Genomic DNA, 21,084 nt, shown 5'->3' on the forward strand with positions numbered 1-21,084 from the left:
CCTCAGTCGACCTTCGCCGGCCACCACACCTTCGGGCCGATGTCCCGCACGAGCGCCGGGATCAGCAGGGAGCGCACGATCAGCGTATCGAGCAGCACGCCGAACGCGACGATGAATGCCAACTGCACCATGAACATCAGCGGGATCACCGCGAGCGCGGCGAACGTGGCCGCCAGGACGACGCCGGCCGAGGTGATCACGCCTCCCGTCACGGTGAGCGCGCGCAGCACGCCCGCCCGGGTGCCGACGCGCAGGGTCTCCTCGCGGGCGCGGGTCATGAGGAAGATCGTGTAGTCGATCCCCAGCGCCACGAGGAACACGAACCCGTAGAGCGGCACCGTGGGGTCGGCGTCGTCGAAGCCCATCAGGTGCTGGAACACGAGGGTGGAGACGCCCAGCGCCGAGCCGAAGCTGAGCGTCGTGGCGAGCACCAGCAGCACGGGCGCCACCACGGATCGCAGCAGCGCCATCAGGATCAGCAGCACCACGAGCAGCACGAGCGGGATGACGAGGCGGAGGTCCCGCTGGGCGGTCTCGTTGGCGTCGAGGGCCTGCGCGGCCGTCCCGCCCACGAGCACCTCGCCCTCGACGTCGGCCAGGCTCTCCCGCAGGGCGCCCACGGTGCGCTCGGCCTCGAGGGAGTCGGCCGGGTCCGCGAGCGTCGCCGAGACGAGGACGCGGCCGTCGACGACCTTCGGCTCCGCGGGGGCGTCGGGCTGTCCCGCACCGGCGGGCGGACCGGCAGGGGTGCCCGCCGGGGGTCCGGCGGACTGCTCGGCCTCCAGCTCCGCCGAGGCGACGCCCGTGGTCCCGCGCACGATCTCCAGCACGCGGTCCCGCTGCGCCTCAGGCGCGACGATCTCCGCGGGCGAGCCGGAGCCTGCCTCGAAGTGGCGGGAGAGCAGGCCCTGCGCGTCACGCGCGTCGGACTGCCCGAGCAGCACGTCGGTCTGGGCCACGCCCGAGGCCTGCAGCTGCGTGACGCCGGCGGCGAGCGCGAGGAGGACGGCCGCCGTCGCGATCCAGACGGGGCGCGCGTTCCGGGCGACGAGCGCGGCCACCCGGGTCCACACGCCGTGGTCCTCCTCGAGGCCGGCGATCAACGCGCCGTCACGGTCCTCGGGCTGGACGAACCCGCGGCCGCGGGCGGCCCGCTTCTCCCGACGGCGGCGGGCGCTCTCGGGAGAGGGGACGGTGGGCCAGAACGCCGCGCGGCCCATGAGCTGCAGCAGGGCCGGGAGCAGGGTCAGCGCCGCGAGCCAAGCGAAGACGATGCCGGACGCGGCGATCGGGCCGAGCGATCGGTTCGAGTTGAGGTCGGAGACCAGCAGGATGAGCAGCGCCGCGGCGACGGTGGCCGCCGAGGCGGTGATCGCCCCGAACGAGCCGCGCACGGCGGCCATGAGTGCTGGGCCGATGCCGTCCCTCTGCAGCAGCTCCTCCCGATGGCGGGCCACGAGGAGCAGGCAGTAGTCCGTCGTCGCGCCGATGACGAGGATGGACAGGATGCCCTGCGACTGCCCGTTGAGCTGGATCCAGTCCGCGCGCGCCATCCAGTACACCGCGAGGATCGCGGCGCACAGCGCACCCATCGAGGTGAGCAGCACCAGGATCGGCAGGACCACGGAGCGGTAGACGGCCACCAGGATCACGAACACCACGACGAGGGCCACGAGCAGCAGCAGCCCGTCGATCCCGGCGAACGCGCCGCCGAGCTCGGAGGCGAGCCCCGCGGGGCCGCCCACGTGCCAGGTCGCGTCCGCGGCCGGCGTGCCGGCCACGGCGGGCACGCCGCCCGGGTCCGCGAGCACGGCCTCGAGGTCCTCGACGACGTCGGCGGCCTCCCGCGGCGCCTCCTGGCCCGTGCCGATCAGTGCGAGGAACTGCACGGCCTGGCCGTCCTCGCTGGGGATCGGCCCGACGACGCGCTCGACGCCCTCGACCTCGCCGAGCCGTTCCCCGAGCGCCGCGAGGGCGGGGAAGGCCACGGCCGGATCTGACGTGGAGGCCTCCCCCACGATGATCGCGGGGACCGCCGAGCCGTCCCGGAAGCCGGCGGCCGCCTCGGAGGCCAGCGTCGACTCGGCGGTGGCGGGCAGGAACGTGGACTGGTCGTTCGAGGAGACCTCGGAGATCTTCCCGAAGGTCGGGCCGCCGAGGCCCATCGCGGCGAACCACACGAGCGCCAGCGCCACCGCGAGGCCGATCCGCAGGAGCCGGGACGGACGGGCGGCCCGCTCGTCACGGGCGCCGGGGGCGGCGGCAGGGGCGCCCGCAGCGCGCGACGGCTCGGGGCCGGGAGCGTCGGGGGCCGCTGCGGCGGGGGTCCGGTAGGGAGAGAGGTCGGGGAGGCTGCTCACGCGGGACAGCCTAGCAAGATGGTTTGATCATCGAACGATTCGACCCCGCCGGTAGGATCCGGGGGGTGACCACCCCCGCGGCCGACCGCCCTGAGCAGCCCCTCGCCCTCCTGGCGAGCCTGCGCGCCTTCTCCGAGGTGGCCGACCGGGTCGCCGACCAGGCGAGCCGCGCCCTCGGCCTGCACCGCACGGACCTGCGCGCCCTCTCGATCCTCATGCGCCGCACGAGCCGCGGCCTCGCGACCACCCCCACGGACCTCGGGCACGGACTGCACCTCACCCGTGCTGCCACGACCTCCGTGATCGACCGTCTCGTCGCCTCGGGGCACGCCCGCCGGGCCCGCTCGGCCACGGACGGACGCCGGGTCATCGTGGAGCCCACGCCCGCGGCCTCGGCGGACGGCTCGGCGGCGTTCGGCCCGATGGCCCGCCGCATCGCCGCCGCGCTCGAGGGCTTCGACGACGCCGAGCTCGCCACCGCCCTGCGCGTGGTGGACGCGGCCACCCGGAGCATCGCCCCGCTCGCCGAGGACGGACCGTGACCTCCCCCGCACCACCGGCGGGCCCCGTGCTCGTCGGCGTGGACGGCCGCTCCGGCGCCGGCAAGACCACCCTCGCGGCCGCCCTCGCGGCGCATCTGTCCCCGTACGCCCGCGTGGCGGTGCTGCACGTGGAGTCCTTCTACGCGGGATGGGACGGCCTGGAGGCGGTGCTCGACCCCGCAGGGCCGTACGTGACGGCGCTGCGGGACCTCGGCGCGGGCCGTGCTGCGCGGTGGCGGGCCTGGGACTGGCACCACGCCCGCCCGGGGGCCGGCCAGCGGCTCGAGCCGGCCGACGTCGTGGTGTGCGAGGGTGTGGGCGCCACGAGCGCCGCAGCCCGGCCCCACCTCACGCTGAGCGTCTGGCTCGAGCTGGACGAGCGGATGCGCCGCGAGCGCGCCCTGGCCCGCGACGGCGGCGCGTACGCGCCGCACTGGGAGCGCTGGGCCGCGCAGGAGGAACGCTACCTCGCGGCGCAGGACCCGGCCGGGGCGGCCGACGTGCGGACCTCGATCGGCCCCTGAACCGTGGACCGGGCCCACCGGACCGGCCCCTCGGCGTCACGCGTGGAGCCGCTCCTGCGCCACGAGCTCCACGAGCGCGGCGATCCACTCCTCGGTGATCGGCTCGGCGAACAGCACGCGCATGATCAGCTGCGCCGCCACGGTCTCGGCCAGCATCTCCCGGTCCACGCCCTCCGCGAGCACCGCGGTGCGGAACCGCTCGTGGAGGCTGTGCCGCAGCGGGGCCACGAGCACGCCGTGGATCTGCTGGCTCCGGCTGTCGGCCGTGGCGATCGCGCCCACCAGGGCCTGGGAGAGGTGAGTGGCGCCGCCGCCGTCGATCTCCACCGCCATCGCGCGCAGCCACGTGGCGAGGTCCGCGCGCAGGTCCCCGGTGTCCGGCGGCAGGGGCAGGGGGATGTCCAGGTACCCGGCGCCGACGGCCTCCACGAGCACGTCCACCTTCGTCCTCCACCAGCGGTAGACCGTCTGCTTGCTCACCCCCGCACGGGCCGCGATGCCCTCCATGGTGAGCTTCGCCTGGCCCGCGGGCTCCATGAGCTCGGCGGCGGCGCGCAGCACCGCCTCCCGGGACGCCTGGCTGCGGGGGCGGCCACGTCGGCGCGAGGCCGGGACCGTGGGGTCGTCAGACGTCTCCTGTGCTGCCGCGGCGGTGCCCGCCACGTCGCTGCTCTCCTCCATCCGACCGAGTGTAGTGACGGGTTCACGGGAACGCGGCGTCCTGTTGCGGACGTGCAAGGTCAGGCCGCCGGAGGAGAGCAATCGCACAGTCCCTCGATCACGATGAACGGAGCACGGCGCTCCGCTTACCTGTACGCTGAGCGCAACGCGGCGGCCCTCTGCCCCGCCTCCTCACGCCCCCTCTCGCTCCCTGGAGATCCCCGCCCCATGGCAAAGCTGCTCTACCGGCTCGGCCTCGGCGCCGCTCGCCGACCCATGATCGTGATCCTCGCCTGGGCCCTCGCCCTGGCCCTCGCCGTGGGCGGCTTCCTCGCCTTCGGCGGCACCCTCTCCTCCGCCGTCACCATCCCGGGCACCCCCACGGCCCAGGTCACGGACCGCCTCAAGGAGGAGTTCCCCGACGCCTCGCGCGGCACCGGCCAGGTGGTCTTCGCCACCGAGGACGGCTCCGCGTTCACCCCGGACCAGCGCGATCGGATCGAGCAGCTCCTGAGCACGGTCCGCGACCAGCAGGCCGTGGCCGACGTCGTGGACCCCTTCGACGTGCAGAGGCAGCAGGAGGACGCCCGCACCGCTCTCGAGGACGGTCGGCAGCAGATCGCCGACGGCGAGCAGGGGCTCGCGGACGGCCGCCGCCAGGTCGACGGCGGCCGGGCACGGATCGCCGAGGCGAAGGAGCAGGCCGAGGACGGGCAGGCGAAGCTCGAGGAGTCGGCCCGGCAGCTCGAGGAGGGGCAGGCGACGCTGGACGCCGCGCGCACCGACTTCCAGGAGCGCGGCCTGGCCGCCCTGCCGGAGGACGCCACCGCGCCCCTGCGCGAGGCCGAGCAGAAGCTCGAGGACGGCCGCGCCCGGCTCGAGCAGGGCCGGGCCCAGATCGAGGAGCAGGCGCCGAAGGTGGAGGCCGGCCAGGCCGAGGTCGACGCGAACCGCGAGAAGCTCGACGCCGGCCGTCAGCAGCTGGGCGAGGGCTGGGCCCAGTACGAGGAGGGCAAGGCCGAGCTCGAGGAGCAGCGGGCGCAGCTCGAGGCCGGCCAGGCCCGGCTGGACGCCGCCCGCGAGCAGGCCCTCGCGCAGGGCGAGGCCGCCGGCGTCCCTGCCGAGCAGGTCACTGCGCAGTTCGCCGCGCAGCAGGCCGAGCTGGACGCCGGCGCGGCCCGGATCGAGCGGGCCCAGGCCGAGCTCGACGCCGCCAACGCCGAGCTGAAGGCCCGCGAGGCGGAGGTCCAGTCCGGCCTCGAGCAGCTGAGCGCGGCACAGGCGCAGGTCGACGCCGGCCGCGAGCAGCTCGCCGAGGGCCGCGCCCGGCTGCAGGCGTCCGAGAAGGAGCTCGCCGAGGGTCAGGCCCAGCTCGAGGCCGGCCGCGAGCAGGCCCGCGAGGCCGCCCGCGCCGAGTTCGAGAAGCAGCAGGCCACGATCGACGAGGGCCGCGAGACGCTCGCGCAGGGCAGGGCCGACCTCGAGTCCGGCCGCGAGGAGATCGCGGCCAACGAGCGGAAGCTGGAGCAGGCCGAGGAGGATCTCGCCACGGGCCGTCAGGACCTCGCCGACGCCCGCACCCAGGCCGAGCGCGGCCAGCGCACCGTGGACCTCGTGGAGGGCTACCGCGCCGTCTCCGAGGACGGCTCGACCGCCGTCGGGATCGTCTCCTTCGACCAGCCGTCCATGGACGTGCCCGCGGAGGACAAGAAGGCCATCACGGGCGTCCTGACCGCGGCGGACATCGACGGGGTGCGGGTCCTGCCCTCCCAGCAGCTCAGCCAGACCGTCCCGCAGATCGTGGGGCCGGGCGAGGTCGTGGGCCTCGTGATCGCCGCGATCGTGCTCGTGCTCATGCTCGGCACCTTCGTGGGCGCGGGTCTGCCGCTCGTGAACGCCCTCGTGGGCGTGGGGGTGGGGGCCGCCGGCGCGCTCGCCTTCTCCGGCGTCGTGGAGATGATGTCCGTGACCCCCGTGCTGGGGCTCATGCTCGGCCTGGCGGTCGGGATCGACTACGCGCTGTTCATCGTCAACCGCCACCGGCAGGAGCTGCGCCGCGGCACCCCGCTGCGCGAGTCCATCGCCCTGGCCAACGGCACGTCCGGCAACGCCGTGGTGTTCGCCGGCCTCACCGTGATCATCGCGCTCGCGGCGCTCAACGTCACCGGCATCCCGTTCCTCGGCCTGATGGGCACCGTCGGCGCCGCGTGCGTGCTCGTGGCCGTGCTCGTGGCCGTCACCCTGACGCCCGCGCTGCTCTCGCTGGCCGGCACGCGCGTGCTCTCCCGCAAGGAGCGCACCCGCCTGGAGGCCCTCACCCCGTCGGGCGAGGGCTCCCACACGGCCCCCCTCACCGGTGCCGACCCCGCCGAGGCCGCCCATGCCGTGCGAGGCGCGCACCGCTCGCCGCGGATGTCCACCCCCGCCGCGGTGGCCACGACCCTGGGCGCGATCGCCCTGCTCGTGGCGGTCTCCATCCCCTTCTTCTCGATGCGCCTGGGCCTGCCGGACGGCGCGTCCGAGCCGGTCGGCTCCGACGCCCAGGTCTCCTACGAGCTCATGGCCGACAAGTTCGGCGAGGGCTACAACGGCCCCCTCGTGGTGACCACGGACCTGCCCGAGGGGCTCTCGGAGGAGCAGGCGACGGACGCCCAGCTCGCCGTCGGCGAGCAGCTCTCGGCACTGGACCACGTCGGCGCGGTGGTGCCGGCGGGCTTCAACGAGGACCGCACCCTGGGCATGCTGCAGCTGCTGCCCGAGGAGGGGCCCAACGCGGTCTCCACCGAGGAGCTGGTGCACGAGCTGCGCACGGTGGAGCCCGCGGGCGAGGCCTCGAACCTGGCGGTGGCGGGCATGACCTCCGGGGCGATCGACGTCTCGGAGAAGCTCGCCTCGGCCCTGCCGCTCTACCTCGGCGTGGTGGTGGGGCTGTCCCTGCTCATCATGATCCTGGTGTTCCGCTCCATCCTGGTCCCGCTGATCGCCACCGGCGGCTTCGTCCTCTCGGTGTTCGCGGCCATGGGCGGCGTGGTGGCCATCTACCAGTGGGGCTGGTTGGGCTCGGTGTTCAACGTGCACCATGCGGGCCCGGTCCTGAGCTTCCTGCCGACGATCATGATCGGCGTGCTGTTCGGCCTGGCCATGGACTACCAGCTGTTCATCGCGTCCGGCATGCGTGAGGCCTACGCCCACGGCCAGCCGGCCCGCAGCGCCGTGATGAGCGGCCTGCGCGCCGGCCGGTCCGTGGTGATCGCCGCCGCGATCATCATGATCTCCGTCTTCGGCGGCTTCGTGTTCTCCCACGACGCGATGATCCGGCCCATCGGCTTCGGCCTCGCCTTCGGCGTGCTGCTGGACGCCTTCGTGGTGCGCCTGCTGCTGATGCCCGCGCTGATGCACCTGCTGGGCGAGTCCGCGTGGTGGCTGCCGAGGTGGCTCGAGCACATCATGCCGGACGTGGACGTGGAGGGTGCCCAGCTCGAGCGCCACGGCAGCTCCCACAGCCCCGCGGGGGCCACCGCGGAGGGCCTCCCTGCTGCCACCGGGGCCGGATCCGAGTCGGGCGGCCCGCACCGCACCTGAGCCTGCGGGACCGGCACTATCCTGGGCCCATGCCCGCCGACTCGCCCTTCGTCCCTGCCGCCCACGAGCCCGTGCTCGTCCTGCTCGAGCAGGATGCGCACGGGCTCGTCCGTCCCCGGGTCGCGGACCCGGACGTGCCGCACCTGCGCGTCACGGACCAGGGCGTCACGCGGGGCGACGGCCTGTTCGAGACCGCGCTCGCCGTCGCGGACGAGGCCGGGACGCTGCGGATGCGCAAGCTGCGCGCCCACCTCGGCCGGCTCGCCTCCTCTGCCACGGCGCTGCGCCTGCCCGCGCCGGACGCCGCCGCGTGGGAGGCCGCCGTCGACGCCGGCCTGCGCGCCGTCGAGGCGGCGAGCCGCCCCGCGCCCGGCGCGCGGCTCTCCGTCCGGCTCACCGCGACGCGCGGCCCCGAGGCGACGCCGGGCACGGCGCCGCACCCGACCGCGTGGGTGCTCCTGACCCCGGTGCCCGCCCCCGACGAGGCCGAGCGCCGCGCGGGCGTCCGCGTCCTCCTGCTGGACCGCGGCATCGACTCCACCGCCCCCGAGCACGCCCCCTGGCTGCTCACGGGCGCGAAGACCCTCAGCTACGCCGTGAACATGGCCGCCCTGCGCCACGCGCGCGCCCACGGGGCGGACGACGTGATCTTCACGAGCTCGGACGGCTTCCTCCTCGAGGGTCCCACCTCCACCGTGCTGATCGCGCGGCACGATCCGGACGGCCGGCGCCGCCTCCTCACCCCCCTGCGGCAGAAGGGCATCCTGGCGGGCACCTCCCAGGCGGTGGTCTTCGCGGCCGCGCACGCCGCGGGCTGGCGCCTCGGCTACGGCCCCCTCATCCCGGCGGACCTCGAGGACGTGGACGGGATCTGGCTCGCCTCCTCCGTGCGGGGCGTGCTCCCCGTGCGCGCGGTGGACGGGCGCGAGACGCCCGTGGACCCCACCCTGACGGCCCGGCTCCAGGCCTGGCTGGACGCCGACGGCGATCCGGGACACCACGTCAGCGGGGACCCGGTCACCTCGGACGCCTGATCCCCCGCGCTAGGCTGACTCCCGGACCGGTCCCACCCCACGGAAGGCGCACCATGAACACCATCGCCCAGAAGATCCTCTCCACCGGCATCACCCTGGCCGGCGGCGTCATCGGCTCCCGCCTCGTGGCCGGCGGCTGGAAGCTCGCCACCGGGCACGACGCACCGGACGACGCCGCGGACGAGACGCTGCCCCTCGTGGAGGCGCTCTCCTTCGCCTTCATCTCCGCCGGCGTGGCCGCGCTCATCAAGGTGGCCGGACAGCGCGGCGCGGGCACCGCGATCCGCAAGGCCTCCGAGAAGACCGCCCGCCGCGGCGCCAACGAGGTCTGAGACCCCGCGCGACGGGCTCAGCCCGTCGGGCTCCCGCCGCGGTCCAGGCCGTGCGGCGCGTCCTCGCGGCGCTGCGCCGCGGACGGGCGGCGGGGGCGACGCCGCGGGGCGTCGCCGTCGGCGGCCTCCACGCGGCGGGCCGCCGCGGCCAGGTCGTCGCGGTGCAGCAGCCCGTGCTGGGCGTGCTTGGTGCGGTAGCCCGTGCGCCCCACCAGGTGGGAGGCCACGGGGGCCGTCACCATCTGGGCGACCCACGCCAGCAGCAGGATGGGCACCCACGCCCACGAGCGCCAGAGCACCGCGAGCCCCAGGAGCATGAGCAGCAGGCCCAGCACCTGGGGCTTGGCGGCCGCGTGCATGCGGGAGAGCAGGTCGGGCAGCACGAACAGGCCCACGCCGGCCACCAGGGAGAAGAAGGCGCCGGCCACGATCAGCAGGGCGGCCAGCCAGTCCAGCAGCAGCAGCGGGTCCGTCATCGGTCTCCCCCCTCGGCGGGCGCGTCTTCCGAGCCCGGGATGTCGGTGGTGCCGGGCACGAGGGAGATCTCCTCCCGCATGTGCTCCGGGCGGCGGTCCTCCACGAAGCGGGCCACGGTCACCGAGCCCACGAAGCCCACCGTGGCGGCCAGCACCACGAGGACGATGTCATGGGTGTGGCGGTGCACGGCCATCTCCAGGACCAGGGCCGAGGAGAGCACCACGAGCAGCACGTCGATGGCGATCGCCCGGTCCAGCAGGGACGGGCCCCGCACGATCCGGTGCAGCGCGGCCACGGCGCCCACGAAGAGCATCGCGCCGCCCCCGTAGGCGGCCACGGTCATCGGGTCGATCATGCGCGCTCCTCCTCCGCCGCGGGCCCGTAGGCGGGATGCCGCCGGTTGCCCGCGATCTCGGCCCGCGGGGGCGCCGAGTCGGGGAAGCGGCGCAGCAGCTCCAGGTCCGTGCGCGAGCCGACCGCCTGGATGATCCCGGCCTCCACGCGCAGGGCCTTGGCGCGGACCGCGGCGATCTCCTCGTCCGTCGTCACGTTCAGGCAGTGCAGGTACAGGGTGGCGTCGGCGCGGTCCACGTCCAGCACGATCGAGCCGGGCACCAGGGCCAGGGCGTGGCTGACGAGGGTGATCAGGAGGTCGTCGTGGCTGCGCAGCCGAACGCCCACGATCGAGCTGTGCACCCGCCTGCCCCGCGTGAGCACGACGGCGGACACCGAGAGCGAGGAGCGCACCACGTCCGCGAGGAAGCGGCCGGTGAACACGAGCGCGTGCCAGGGGCTGAACCGGCGGCTGAACGGGATCGCGGGCATGGGGAACACCACGATCACCAGCGCGGCGAAGAGGAGTCCCGGCAGCAGCACGTGCAGGCCGAAGTCCTGCCACAGTGCTCCCCACACCAGGGTGAGGACGAGGGCGAGGGGCCACTGGCCCAGCACGGCACGGAAACTGCCGGGCCGGGGCGCCGCGCGGGCGGAGCCCCGGCCCGCGGGAACGGCCGGGTCCGCGGGAACGGCCGGGTCCGCGGTCTCCTCCCGGTCCCGCGACGGCGCCGTGCGCGGTGCCGGTGGGCGAGGGTCAGCGGTGGGCATCGTGCACCTCCGTCGGGTCGTTGCGCAGGCTCTCCGCGGCGCGCTCCGCGGCGTCCTCGCCCAGCACGGCGCCGATGTAGGGCGTGCGCTCCAACATGTCCGTGGCGGCGCGGTCCGCGAGGCCGTAGAGGGGTCCCGCGAGCACGGTGAACGCGACGCTGAGGGCCACGATCGCCGCGGTGGGGACGACGAGGCCGGCGCTGAGGCGCTTGGGCCGCTCCCCCCGCTCGAGGACGCGCTGGTACGCGGCCACGAGCTGGGCCGGCGGATGCTCCACGTCCTCCACCCTGCGCCAGAACGCGCGGGTCCACACGCGCACCATGACCAGCAGCGTGAGGAGCGAGGCGAGGACGGAGACGATCACGAGCGTGTACGCGAGCGGTGCGCCCTGCTCCACGCCGCCGCGCAGCAGGCCCACCTTGCCGAGGAACCCGGAGAACGGCGGGATGCCGCCCAGGTTGAGGGCGGGGATGAGGAAGAGCAGGCCCACGAGCGGGGAGACGCGGGCGAGGGAGCCGAGGCGGTCGATGTTGGCCGTGCCGGCCCGGTTCTCGATGAGCCCGGTGACGAGGAACAGCGCGCTCTGCACCGTGATGTGGTGCGCCACATAGAACACGGTCGCCGCCAGGCCCAGCTGGGTGGCCAGCCCGAGGCCGAAGATCATGTAGCCGATGTGGGAGACCAGGATGAAGGAGAGGATGCGCTTGATGTCCGTCTGCGCGAGGGCCCCGAGGATGCCCACGATCATGGTGAGCCCCGCGACCACCAGCAGGAGATCGTTCACGTGCTCCCCGGGGAACAGGAGGGTCTCCGTGCGGATCATCGCGTACACGCCGACCTTGGTGAGCAGTCCCGCGAACACGGCGGTGACCGGTGCCGGAGCCGTGGGGTAGGAGTCCGGCAGCCAGAAGGAGAGGGGGAACACGGCGGCCTTGATCGCGAAGCCCACGAGGAGCATCACGTGGAGCACCATCTGCATGTCGCTCGGCAGCTCGCCGAGCTTCACCGCCAGGTCCGCCATGTTCACCGTCCCCGTGGCCGCGTAGATCATGGCGATCGCGATGAGGAACAGCACGGAGGAGACGACGGAGACCACCACGTAGGTGACGCCCGCGCGCATCCGCTGCGCCGTGCCGCCGAGCGTGAGCAGCACGTAGGACGCGGTCAGGAGGATCTCGAAGCCCACGTAGAGGTTGAAGAGGTCGCCGGCGAGGAACGCGTTGGACACGCCGGCCACGAGGATCAGGTACGTGGGGTGGAAGATCGAGACGGGCCCGCCCTCGTCGCGGCTGATGAGGCCCTGCGCCGAGGCGTACAGGAGCACCGCGAGGGTGATGATCGTGGAGACGAGGAGCATCAGCGCCGAGAGCCGGTCCACCACGAGCACGACGCCGAGCGGTGCGGGCCACCCGGCCAGCTCCACCACCGCCACGCCCGCCTCCCACACCGCGGCGAGCAGGGCCGCGTTCAGCACGAGCGTGAGGAAGAGCGCGAGGACGGTGACGCTCACCTGGGCCCGGGGCCGGCCCACGAGGGTGAACGTGACGGCGGCCCCGAGCACCGGCAGCATAACGGCCAGGGGGGCGAGGTCGGTGAGGGGCACGGAGCCGATCGTCATGGGCGCTCGCCCTCCTGGTCCTGGGGCTGGCCGCGACGCTTCCGTGCCGACGGGGCGGTGCGTGCCGCCGCGGCCGGGCGGACGGACCGCCGCTCCGGTGCGCGGGGCGCGTCCGGGGTCGCGTGCTCGTAGTGCGCGTTCGGGTCCGCGGCGTCGTCGATGAACTCGGAGGACTCCTCCACGAGCACCGAGTCGTCCTCGACGTCCCACGCGGGCTGGCTGGCGATCTTGACGTCCTCCGCGTCCACCTGGATCAGGTCCTCGCGGCTGATGAGCCAGGAGCGGTAGATCATGGCGGTGAGGAAGGCGCTCGTGGCGAAGCCGATGACGATCGCGGTGAGGATGAGGGCCTGCGGGAGGGTGTCCGCGTAGGCCCGGGGGTCCGTGCCCTCGATCCGCAGGGGCGCCTGCCCCACTCCGCCCGCGCTCGCGAAGAGCAGGAGGATCGCGGCGTTGTTGATGAGCATGATGCCCAGCAGGATGCGGGTGAGGTTGCGCTCCAGCACGAGGTAGATCCCGCACGTGAACATCACGCCCATCGCGGCCAGCAGGGCCAGGTCCACGGTCGTCATCGGGCGGCCTCCTGGCCGGTCGGAGTGGACGGAGTGGGCAGGCGGGGGTGCCGGCGGCGCTCCGCGGCGCGGCGGCGGGCCCGGCGGGCCGCCTCTCCGCGCCGGTCCACCTCGCCGCCGAGGGAGCGCAGCACGTCCATGACCAGGCCCACCACCACGAGGTAGACGCCCACGTCGAACGCGGTGGCCGAGACGAACTTGAGGTGGTCCCCGAACAGGGGCAGGCCGTGGAGCTCGAGGGCGTAGGACTGCAGGATCTGGCCGCCGAAGAAGACGGGGGCAATGCCGACGAGCGTGGCCAGGCCCAGGCCCAGGCCGAGCATCGCGCCGGCGGGGATCAGCGAGGCCTCCTGGAGCTCGAACCGCCCCCCCGCGAGGTACCGCAGGGTCAGCGCCAGCCCGGCCAGGAGGGCGCCGGCGAAGCCGCCGCCCGGGGTGTTGTGCCCCGCCAGGAGGAGGTAGAGGGACATGAGCATCATGATCGGGAACATGAAGCGCGTGACCACCTCGAGGATGATCGAGCGCCGCTCGGGCGCCATGGTGCGCCCCGCCACGAGCCACTGGTTGTTCGTGTCGTCCACCGCGAAGGCGCGGACCACGGTGAGCTCCCGGGCGCCGAGAGCGGAGTCGGCGCCGAAGTCGCCCACGCTCCCGGAGCGGACGTCGGCGATGTCCTTGCCGGGGCCGTCGCGGTGCTGCAGGAAGACGAGGGAGGCCACGCCCGTGGCGGCCGCCGCGAGCACGGTGATCTCCCCCCACGTGTCCCACGCGCGGATGTCCACCAGCGTCACGTTGACGGCGTTGGTGCCGTAGCCGAACTCGTAGGCGAGGTCCGGCATGGGCACGGAGATCCGCTCCGCGGTGCGGGCGGCCAGGGACGTGGCCGCGACCCACACCATGACCGCGGAGAAGGACAGGGCCAGCAGCAGGCGGGTCAGCCTGCGGTTGCCCTCGCGTCGGGCGAGCCACTCCGGCGGGAGGACGCGCAGGCCGAAGATGAGGGTGACGAGGACGACCGACTCCACGAGCACCTGCGTGATGGCCAGGTCCGGGGCGCCGCGCATGGCGAAGAGGGCGGCCGCCCCGTAGCCCGTGACGGACACGAGCATGACCGCCATGAAGCGGCGGTGGGCGCGGACGGTCGCCACGGCCGCCACGCACAGCAGGACCGCCACTCCCAGCTGGGCCGGCGACTCCGCGAGGACGATCCGGGCGTCGAGGAACGAGGTGGCCAGGACGCGATCGGAGTCCCCCACCGGCAGGAGCAGGAACCCCAGGGGCAGGACGGACGCGCACGCGAACATGATGGCCAGGTAGCGGCGCAGCGAGCCGGTCTGGGTGCGGCCGGTGACCCACACGGCGACCTCGTCGAGGACGCCGATGAGCCGGCCGTAGGTCCGGGCGGCGTCCACGGGGGACTGCAGGCGGGCCTGGAGGGCCTGGACGGGGCGGCGGGTCCACGCCAGCAGGGCGCCCAGAGCCCAGATGCCCGCCGAGACCGCCAGGATCGGGGTGAGGCCGTGCCACAGTGCGAGGTGCGCGGGCTTCTCACCGGGCGACGCCGGCGACAGTCCGTGCGTGGCCGCCTCCACGAGCGGCGCCACGCTGCCCGGCACGAGCCCGAGGACCAGGCACGCCACCGCGAGCACGGCGGCGGGTCCGAGCTGCAGCGCCGTGACGGGCGAGTGGAACTCGGTGACGGGGCGGGGCCCGCCGACGCCGGGCTCCTTCGCGTCCCGTGGGTCGCGCCGCCCGAACGCGCCCCACACGAACCGCCACGTGTACGCGAACGTGAGCACGGAGCCGACCGCCATGAGCACGAACGGGGCCCAGGCCCAGGCCCCGGCCCCGTGTTCCCCGTGGGCGGCCAGGGTCTCCAGCACGGACTCCTTGGCCACGAAGCCGAACAGCGGCGGCAGGCCGGCCATGGAGGCCGCCGCCAGCACGGCGACGCCGGCCAGCACGGGGTGGCGGCGGCCGATGCCGGAGAGCTCGCGCAGGTCGCGGGTGCCGGCTTCGTGGTCGATCACGCCCACCACCATGAACAGCGGGGCCTTGAAAATCGCGTGGGCCAGGAGCATCGCCAGGCCCGCCATCGCGGCGTCGCGGGTGCCCAGGCCATTGGCCACCATGAGGAAGCCGAGCTGCGAGACGGTGCCGTAGGCCAGGATGAGCTTGATGTCGTCCTGGCGCATCGCCCGCCAGCCGCCCAGGAGGAGGGTGGCCAGGCCCACGCCGAGCACGAGCGTCTGCCAGGAGACGAGGGTGGCGAAGGCGGGTGCCAGGCGGGCCACGAGGAAGACGCCGGCCTTCACCATGGCGGCCGCGTGCAGGTACGCGGACACGGGGGTCGGGGCGGCCATGGCGGCCGGCAGCCAGAAGTGGAACGGCGCCTGGGCCGACTTGGTGAGGGCACCGAGCAGCACGAGCGCGACGGCGGCCTCCAGCATCCCGCGCACCGCGGCGTCCGCCACGAGGGCCGGCGCCGCGGCCAGCACGCCGGAGACCCGCCACGAGCCGGAGAGGTGGGCGAGCATGACGAGGCCCACCAGCATGGCCAGGCCGCCGAAGGTGGTGACGATCAGGGCCTGGATGGCGGAGCGGCGGGCGAAGATCCGGTGGCCCGAGTAGCCGATCAGCAGGAAGGACAGGACGGAGGTGATCTCCCAGAAGGTGTAGAGCACCATGAGGTCGTCCGTGGTGACGAGGCCGAACATCGCGCCCGCGAACGCGAGCAGCTGCCCGCCGAAGACGCCGCTGCGCCGCTCGTCGGGGGCGAAGTAGCGGGCGCAGTACGCGAGCACGAGGGCGCCCACGCCCAGCACGATGAGCGACATGAAGGCGGCGAGCGCGTCCAGGCGGAAGGCCAGGTCGATGTCCAGGTAGGGCACCCACGGCACCGTGCGCTCCAGGTGCGCCGCCTCGGCGGGCGCGGGGGCGCCGGCGTCGAGGGCCTCCTGCAGGGCGAGCACGTGCGGCAGCTGCGCGAGGACCCAGAGGAATCCCGCGGCCGGGACCGCGGCGAGGAGGTAGAAGCCCTGCCGGCCCGTCCACCGGAAGATCGCGGGAGCACAGAGCGCAACGGCGAACAGTGCGATGAGGGTTAGCAGCATGGGATCCCCGGGGCAGACGGGCGGTGGAGGGCTGTGGCCACTCTACGGGATTGGGCCGCGTCGAGCGGGACGGGCTCAGTCGGCGGCGGGGGCCGCGGCGCCCGACTCGGCCGCGCCCGGCTCTGCGACCCCGGCGAACAGGGCGGCGCCCGCCACGAGCACGATCCCGATCACGGGGATCACGGCGCGGTTGTCCGGCTGGACGGTGAGGGCCACGGAGACGAGCGCCGGGGTGATGAACCCGACGGCGCGGCCCGTCGTCGCGTAGAGGCCGAACACCTCCCCCGCCGTGCGCGGGGTGGTCACGCGGCCGAGGAACGCGCGCGAGGCGGACTGGACCGGGCCGACGAAGAGGCACAGCACGAGGCCGCCGATCCAGAACGCCGTGGTCCCCGAGGCGAGGAACAGCGCCGCCGCCGTGAGGACCATGGCGAGGAGGGAGCCCAGGATCACGCGGCGCGGGCCGATGCGGTCGTCGAGCCGCCCGCCCGCGAAGGCGCCGAGCGCGGCCACCACGTTCGCCGCAATCGCGAACAGGATGACGTCCGCGGGGTCGAGCCCGTAGACCGTGGTGCCCAGGATCGCGCCGTACACGAACACGGCGCCCACGCCGTCGCGGAACACCGCGGAGGCCACGAGGAACCGCAGGGTGTTGCGGTCCTCGCGCCCCATGCGGGCCAGGGTGCGGCCCAGCCCGGCGTACGAGCCGAGGATCGACTCCCGGCGCGGACGTCCGTCCGCGGCACGGGCCGGCGGCGGGTCCGGGACGACGACGAGCACCGGGACCGCGAAGACGAGGAACCACGCTGCGGCGACGAGCGCGACCACGCGGATGTTGAGCGCCTCGTCCTCGCCCACGCCGAACCAGTGCGCGTCCCCGGAGACGAAGCCGAGGTAGACGATCAGCAGCAGCACGATCCCGCCGAGGTAGCCCGCGCCCCAGCCGATGCCGGAGACCCGTCCGATCGTGGCGGGCGTGGAGATCTGCACGAGGATCGCGTTGATCTGCACCTCGGCGAACTCGAAGAACACGGTGCCCAGCGCGATCAGGGTGACGCCCAGCAGCAGGGAGGACTCGTGCGGGGTGACGAAGAAGCAGGCCGCGGTGCACGCGATCACCGCGGCGGTGGTGAGCCCCAGCCACAGGCGACGGCGGCCGGCGCCGTCCGCCTGCCGGCCCAGCACGGGCGCGGTGAGGGCGATCAGCACGCCCGCCAGCGCCATCGCGGCGGAGAGCCACGCCGTGCCCCGCTCGTCCGCCCCGAACGCGTCCGAGGCCAGGTACGTGCCGAACACGAAGGTGACCATGACGGCGTTGAAGGAGGCCGAGCCCCAGTCCCACGCCGCCCACGCGAGGACCTGGCCGCGCCGGGCGACGGGGGCGGGGGCCGGCGTCGTGGCCATCTCAGCGCTCGATGCGGGTGATGTGGAAGTTCTGGAAGGAGCGGGAGGCCGTGGGGCCGCGCTGTCCCTGGTACCGGTTCTGGTAGGCGCCCGCGCCGTACGGCGTCTGAGCCGGGGAGCTCATGCGGAAGAAGCACAGCTGGCCGATCTTCATGCCCGGCCACAGCGTGATGGGCAGGGTGGCCACGTTGGAGAGCTCGAGGGTGACGTGGCCCGTGAAGCCCGGGTCGATGAACCCGGCGGTCGAATGGGTCAGCAGGCCCAGCCGCCCGAGCGAGGACTTGCCCTCGAGGCGCGCGGCGACGTCGTCGGGGAGCGTGACCTGCTCATAGGTGGCACCGAGCACGAACTCGCCCGGGTGCAGGATGAAGGGCTCGTCCGGGGCCGTCTCCACGAGGCGGGTCAGCTCGTCCTGCTCCTGCGCGGGGTCGATGTGCGCGTAGCGGTGGTTGTCGAAGAGGCGGAAGAAGCGGTCCAGGCGGACGTCCACGGACGCAGGCTGGACCATCGAGGGGTCCAGCGGGTCCAGGCCGACCCGGCCGGCCTCGAGCTCGGCGCGGATGTCGCGGTCGGAGAGCAGCACGGCGCCAGTGTATCCGGCGCTACAGTGTGCGCCATGAGCATGCACGAGACCGCCCTGCCGGGCATCGGCGTCCGCCGCGAGCTCGACCTCGCGGACGGCCGGCGGATCGGCGTCGTGATCCACCGCGACGGCACCACCGACCTCTTCCTCGCCGACGCGGACGACCCGGACGCGTGCGCCGCGGCCGTCGCCCTCTCCTCGAGCGAGGCAGCGAGCCTCGGCGGGCTCCTGGCCGGGCCGCAGCTCGTCTCCCAGTTGGAGGGCGAGCACGCGGACCTGCCCGGCATCACCACGCGCCAGCTCATCCTCCCGGCTGACTCCCCCTACGCGGACGCCGAGCTCGGCGCCACGAAGATGCGCACCCGCACGGGCGTGTCCATCGTCGCCGTCGTGCGGGCCGGGCAGACCCACCCCTCCCCCGGCCCCGACTTCCTGCTCGAGGGCGGGGACCTGCTGATCGTCGTGGGGACGAGCGAGGGCACCCGGACGGCCGAACGGCTGCTCGACGCCTGACCCGCCCCGCCGGACGAGCCCCCGAACGGGGCCCGCCCCGCGCACGCCGACCCCGGAGAGGAGCGCCCATGGACACCACCGTCCTCGCGCTCATCGAGCTCGGCGCGGTCCTGCTGCTGCTGGGCATGCTCGGGCGCCTGGCCGGGCGGATCGGCATGTCCCCCGTGCCGCTCTACCTGCTCGGCGGGCTGCTCATCGGCGTCGCCGGGCTGCTGTTCCCCACCGCGGACGAGGCCGGGGTGGTGCACGGCCCCATGGAGCCGATCGCCGAGTTCAGCCACCTGGCCAGCGAGATCGGCGTGGTGCTCCTCCTGCTCATGCTGGGCCTGGAGTACTCCGCCCGCGAGCTCGTGGGGGGGCTGCGCGGCTCCTGGAAGGCCGGCCTGCTCGACGTGGTCCTCAACGTCACCCCCGGCGCGCTCGCCGGCCTCCTGCTCGGCTGGGGTGCCGTGGGCGCGGTGGTGCTGGGCGGCATCACGTTCATCTCCTCCTCCGGCATCATCGCGAAGGTGCTCGGCGACCTGGGGCGCGTGGGCAACCGCGAGACCCCCGTGATGCTCTCCATCCTCGTGTTCGAGGACCTCGCCATGGCCGTCTACCTGCCGCTCATGACGGCCCTCGTGGCCGGCAGCGCCCTCATGGCCGGGCTCACGGCGGTGGGCGTCGCCCTGGTGGTGGTCACCGTGGTCCTGCTCGCCGCCCTGCGGTTCGGCCCGCAGATCTCCCGGCTCGTCCAGTCCCCGGACCAGGAGACGTTCCTGCTCAAGCTCCTCGGTCTCGCCCTGCTCGTGGCCGGCCTCGCGGGGGCGCTCCAGGTGTCCGCCGGCGTGGGCGCGTTCCTGTTGGGCATCGCGATCTCCGGGGCCGCGGCCAAGCAGGCCCGCTCCGTGCTCGAGCCGCTGCGGGACCTCTTCGCCGCCCTCTTCTTCGTGCTCTTCGGGATGAACACGGACCCGCGCGCCCTGCCGCCCGTGCTGCTGGGCGCGCTCGTCCTCGCCGTCGTCACGGCCGCCACGAAGGTGGCCACGGGCTACCTCGCGGCGCGCGCGGCGGGCATCGGCGTCGCCGGCCGCTGGCGGGCGGGCGCCACGCTGACCATCCGCGGCGAGTTCTCCATCGTCATCGCGGGCCTGGCCGTGGCCTCCGGGTCCATGCCGCCCGAGGTGTCGGCGTTCGCCACGGCCTACGTGCTCCTCCTCGCTGTGGCAGGCCCCGTGCTGGCCCGCTACGCGGACGGCTTCGGCCGATCCCGCGCGAAGCGGGCGAGGGAGCGGGCCGCCGCTGCAGGCCAGGGGCACGCGACGGCCTGAGTGCGGGCGCTGGTGTAGGGTGGTATCCGCGCCGCAGGCGAGAGCCGAGCGGTTGCGCGGGCGTAGCTCAATGGTAGAGCGCTTGCTTCCCAAGCAAGATACGCGGGTTCGATTCCCGTCGCCCGCTCCACCGAAGGGGCCGGATCCACCAGGATCCGGCCCCTTCCTCGTGCGCACGGCCCCTCACGACGCCGGCACCCGTCTCGAGCGCCCCGCCCGGGGTACCCTGTGCGGGCCGTGTGCGCGCGGCCCGCCGCGAGGCCCCGGCAGCCCCGGCGCGAGCCCTGGTCTCACGACACCGTCCCCCGCGACTCCCCGGAAGGAGGCCCGACGTGCAGCAGGTCCTCTCCGGCTTCGCCGTGGTGTGGGTGATCATCGCCGTCGGCTTCCTCGTGGGGCGCACGGGCGTGCTCGGCGAGGACGCCCGCACGGTGCTCTCGCGCACCGCGTTCTTCGTGGGCAACCCCGCCCTGCTCTTCGTCACCCTCTCCCGCGCGGACGTCGCCGCCGTGCTGGGCCCCCAGCTGTGGGTGGCCGCGATCTCCGCGCTCGCCGCCGCGGGCGTGTACCTGGCCGTCACGGTGCCCCTGCTCAAGGTCCGGCCGCCCTCGGAGCGCGTCATGGCCGCCCTGAGCTCGTCCCTCGTCAACTCGGCCAATCTGGGCATCCCGATCGCCACGTACGTGCTCGGCGACGCGGCCCTCGCCGCGCCGGCGCTCATCTTCCAGCTGGCGGTCTACACGCCGCTGTACGTGGCCGCCATGGACGTCACGACGGCACGGGAGGCCGAGGAGCGGGCCTCCGGCCGGCGGGCCGTGCGCCGCTCCCCCGGACGGGCGGCGCTCGCCCAGCTCGGCCAGACCGCCCGCAACCCCATGGTCGTGGGCGCGATGCTCGGCCTGCTCTTCTCCGTCACCGGCTGGGCGCTTCCGGGGCCGCTCATGCAGTCCGTCGAGCTGATCGGCGGGCTGTCCATCCCGGCCATGCTCCTCGCGTTCGGCATGTCGCTCGTGGGCTCGCGTCCGCTCGCACGGGCCGGCGGCCGTCGGGCGGACGTGCTGATCGCCTCGGCCGTGAAGCTGCTCGTCCACCCGCTGCTGGCCTGGGTGCTGGCCCAGTTCGTGTTCGGGCTCGACGCCCGGCACGTGTTCGTCGCCGTCGTGCTGGCCTCCCTGCCCACGGCGCAGAACGTGTACGTCTCCGCCGTGCGCTACGACGCCGGCCTGCGCGTCTCGAAGGACACCATCCTGGTGACCACGGTCGTCGCGATCCCGGCGATGATCGGTGTGGCGCTCGTGCTGGCCTGACCGTGCCGAGCCCGCCCGCCGGCGGCGCACGTGCCACGGCCGGGGTGCG

18 protein-coding genes and 1 tRNA gene are annotated in these 21,084 nt (G+C 74.3%); 9 read left to right on the forward strand and 10 right to left on the reverse strand.

All coding sequences use genetic code 11. From position 1 onward, the window contains the following. Window positions 1-2: 2 nt before the first annotated feature. The gene (locus LG274_RS06035) at window positions 3-2,360 is read right to left on the reverse strand and encodes an MMPL family transporter (protein ID WP_404465944.1); all 2,358 of its coding nucleotides are present in this window, start codon (window positions 2,358-2,360) and stop codon (window positions 3-5) included. Between the two features lie 65 nt (window positions 2,361-2,425). On the opposite strand from LG274_RS06035, the gene LG274_RS06040 reads away from it, so the two are divergent. Then, a complete protein-coding gene (locus tag LG274_RS06040; protein WP_404465946.1) occupies window positions 2,426-2,902 on the forward strand; it encodes a MarR family winged helix-turn-helix transcriptional regulator in 477 nt (158 codons plus the stop codon). Further along, a complete protein-coding gene (locus tag LG274_RS06045; RefSeq protein ID WP_298712498.1) occupies window positions 2,899-3,426 on the forward strand; it encodes a hypothetical protein in 528 nt (175 codons plus the stop codon). Before LG274_RS06040 ends, LG274_RS06045 begins: the two co-directional genes overlap by 4 nt. A gap of 36 nt (window positions 3,427-3,462) precedes the next feature. On the opposite strand, the gene LG274_RS06050 is transcribed toward LG274_RS06045, so the two are convergent. Continuing rightward, on the reverse strand, window positions 3,463-4,107 hold the full coding sequence (locus LG274_RS06050) for a TetR/AcrR family transcriptional regulator (protein ID WP_404465948.1): 645 nt from the start codon (window positions 4,105-4,107) through the stop codon (window positions 3,463-3,465). Window positions 4,108-4,314: 207 nt separating this feature from the next. Here LG274_RS06050 and LG274_RS06055 point away from each other — a divergent pair, with 207 nt between their 5' ends. From LG274_RS06055 to LG274_RS06065, 3 genes are read left to right on the forward strand one after another with little or no spacing between them, the layout of a single operon-like run. Beyond that, entirely contained in the window at window positions 4,315-7,668 is a 3,354-nt protein-coding gene (locus tag LG274_RS06055; RefSeq protein ID WP_404465950.1) for an MMPL family transporter, read from the forward strand. Between the two features lie 29 nt (window positions 7,669-7,697). Next, window positions 7,698-8,702 carry an aminotransferase class IV gene (locus tag LG274_RS06060; protein WP_404463404.1) on the forward strand — a complete coding sequence of 335 codons (1,005 nt, stop codon included), beginning with the start codon at window positions 7,698-7,700 and terminating at the stop codon, window positions 8,700-8,702. Window positions 8,703-8,755: 53 nt separating this feature from the next. After that, window positions 8,756-9,034: a DUF4235 domain-containing protein gene (locus LG274_RS06065; RefSeq protein WP_248116311.1), complete on the forward strand. Its 279-nt coding sequence runs from the start codon at window positions 8,756-8,758 to the stop codon at window positions 9,032-9,034. Window positions 9,035-9,051: 17 nt separating this feature from the next. Here LG274_RS06065 and mnhG read toward each other — a convergent pair whose 3' ends face one another. From mnhG to dcd, 8 genes are all read right to left on the reverse strand, one after another. Then, window positions 9,052-9,510 (reverse strand): monovalent cation/H(+) antiporter subunit G, encoded by a 459-nt coding sequence (gene mnhG / locus LG274_RS06070; protein ID WP_404463406.1) that lies wholly within the window; start codon window positions 9,508-9,510, stop codon window positions 9,052-9,054. Beyond that, on the reverse strand, window positions 9,507-9,866 hold the full coding sequence (locus LG274_RS06075) for a monovalent cation/H+ antiporter complex subunit F (protein WP_298712486.1): 360 nt from the start codon (window positions 9,864-9,866) through the stop codon (window positions 9,507-9,509). The genes mnhG and LG274_RS06075 overlap by 4 nt, the downstream gene beginning before the upstream one ends. Then, window positions 9,863-10,615, reverse strand: coding sequence for a Na+/H+ antiporter subunit E (locus LG274_RS06080; protein ID WP_404463409.1), 753 nt, complete (start codon window positions 10,613-10,615; stop codon window positions 9,863-9,865). The genes LG274_RS06075 and LG274_RS06080 overlap by 4 nt, the downstream gene beginning before the upstream one ends. After that, window positions 10,602-12,233, reverse strand: coding sequence for a Na+/H+ antiporter subunit D (locus tag LG274_RS06085; RefSeq protein WP_248116304.1), 1,632 nt, complete (start codon window positions 12,231-12,233; stop codon window positions 10,602-10,604). The genes LG274_RS06080 and LG274_RS06085 overlap by 14 nt, the downstream gene beginning before the upstream one ends. Next, on the reverse strand, window positions 12,230-12,805 hold the full coding sequence (locus LG274_RS06090; RefSeq protein ID WP_298985054.1) for a sodium:proton antiporter: 576 nt from the start codon (window positions 12,803-12,805) through the stop codon (window positions 12,230-12,232). Before LG274_RS06090 ends, LG274_RS06085 begins: the two co-directional genes overlap by 4 nt. Then, on the reverse strand, window positions 12,802-15,918 hold the full coding sequence (locus tag LG274_RS06095) for a Na+/H+ antiporter subunit A (RefSeq protein WP_298712478.1): 3,117 nt from the start codon (window positions 15,916-15,918) through the stop codon (window positions 12,802-12,804). The genes LG274_RS06090 and LG274_RS06095 overlap by 4 nt, the downstream gene beginning before the upstream one ends. A 75-nt stretch (window positions 15,919-15,993) precedes the next feature. Next, complete coding sequence (locus tag LG274_RS06100; RefSeq protein WP_298712475.1) at window positions 15,994-17,322, reverse strand: MFS transporter; 1,329 nt, start codon at window positions 17,320-17,322, stop codon at window positions 15,994-15,996. A 1-nt stretch (window position 17,323) separates the two neighbouring features. Further along, window positions 17,324-17,905, reverse strand: coding sequence for a dCTP deaminase (gene dcd, locus LG274_RS06105; RefSeq protein WP_248116297.1), 582 nt, complete (start codon window positions 17,903-17,905; stop codon window positions 17,324-17,326). Between the two features lie 33 nt (window positions 17,906-17,938). Here dcd and LG274_RS06110 point away from each other — a divergent pair, with 33 nt between their 5' ends. From LG274_RS06110 to LG274_RS06125, 4 genes are all read left to right on the forward strand, one after another. Continuing rightward, window positions 17,939-18,418, forward strand: coding sequence for a cation:proton antiporter regulatory subunit (locus tag LG274_RS06110; protein WP_248116295.1), 480 nt, complete (start codon window positions 17,939-17,941; stop codon window positions 18,416-18,418). A gap of 68 nt (window positions 18,419-18,486) precedes the next feature. Then, on the forward strand, window positions 18,487-19,728 hold the full coding sequence (locus LG274_RS06115; protein WP_298712471.1) for a cation:proton antiporter: 1,242 nt from the start codon (window positions 18,487-18,489) through the stop codon (window positions 19,726-19,728). Window positions 19,729-19,784: 56 nt separating this feature from the next. Continuing rightward, window positions 19,785-19,858, forward strand: a tRNA-Gly gene (locus tag LG274_RS06120). A 202-nt stretch (window positions 19,859-20,060) separates the two neighbouring features. Then, complete coding sequence (locus LG274_RS06125) at window positions 20,061-21,035, forward strand: AEC family transporter (protein WP_343282096.1); 975 nt, start codon at window positions 20,061-20,063, stop codon at window positions 21,033-21,035. The last annotated feature ends 49 nt before the right edge of the window (window positions 21,036-21,084 follow it).

It is taken from the genome of Micrococcus antarcticus (genome assembly GCF_044872765.1).
Classification (GTDB): Bacteria; Actinomycetota; Actinomycetes; order Actinomycetales; family Micrococcaceae; genus Micrococcus.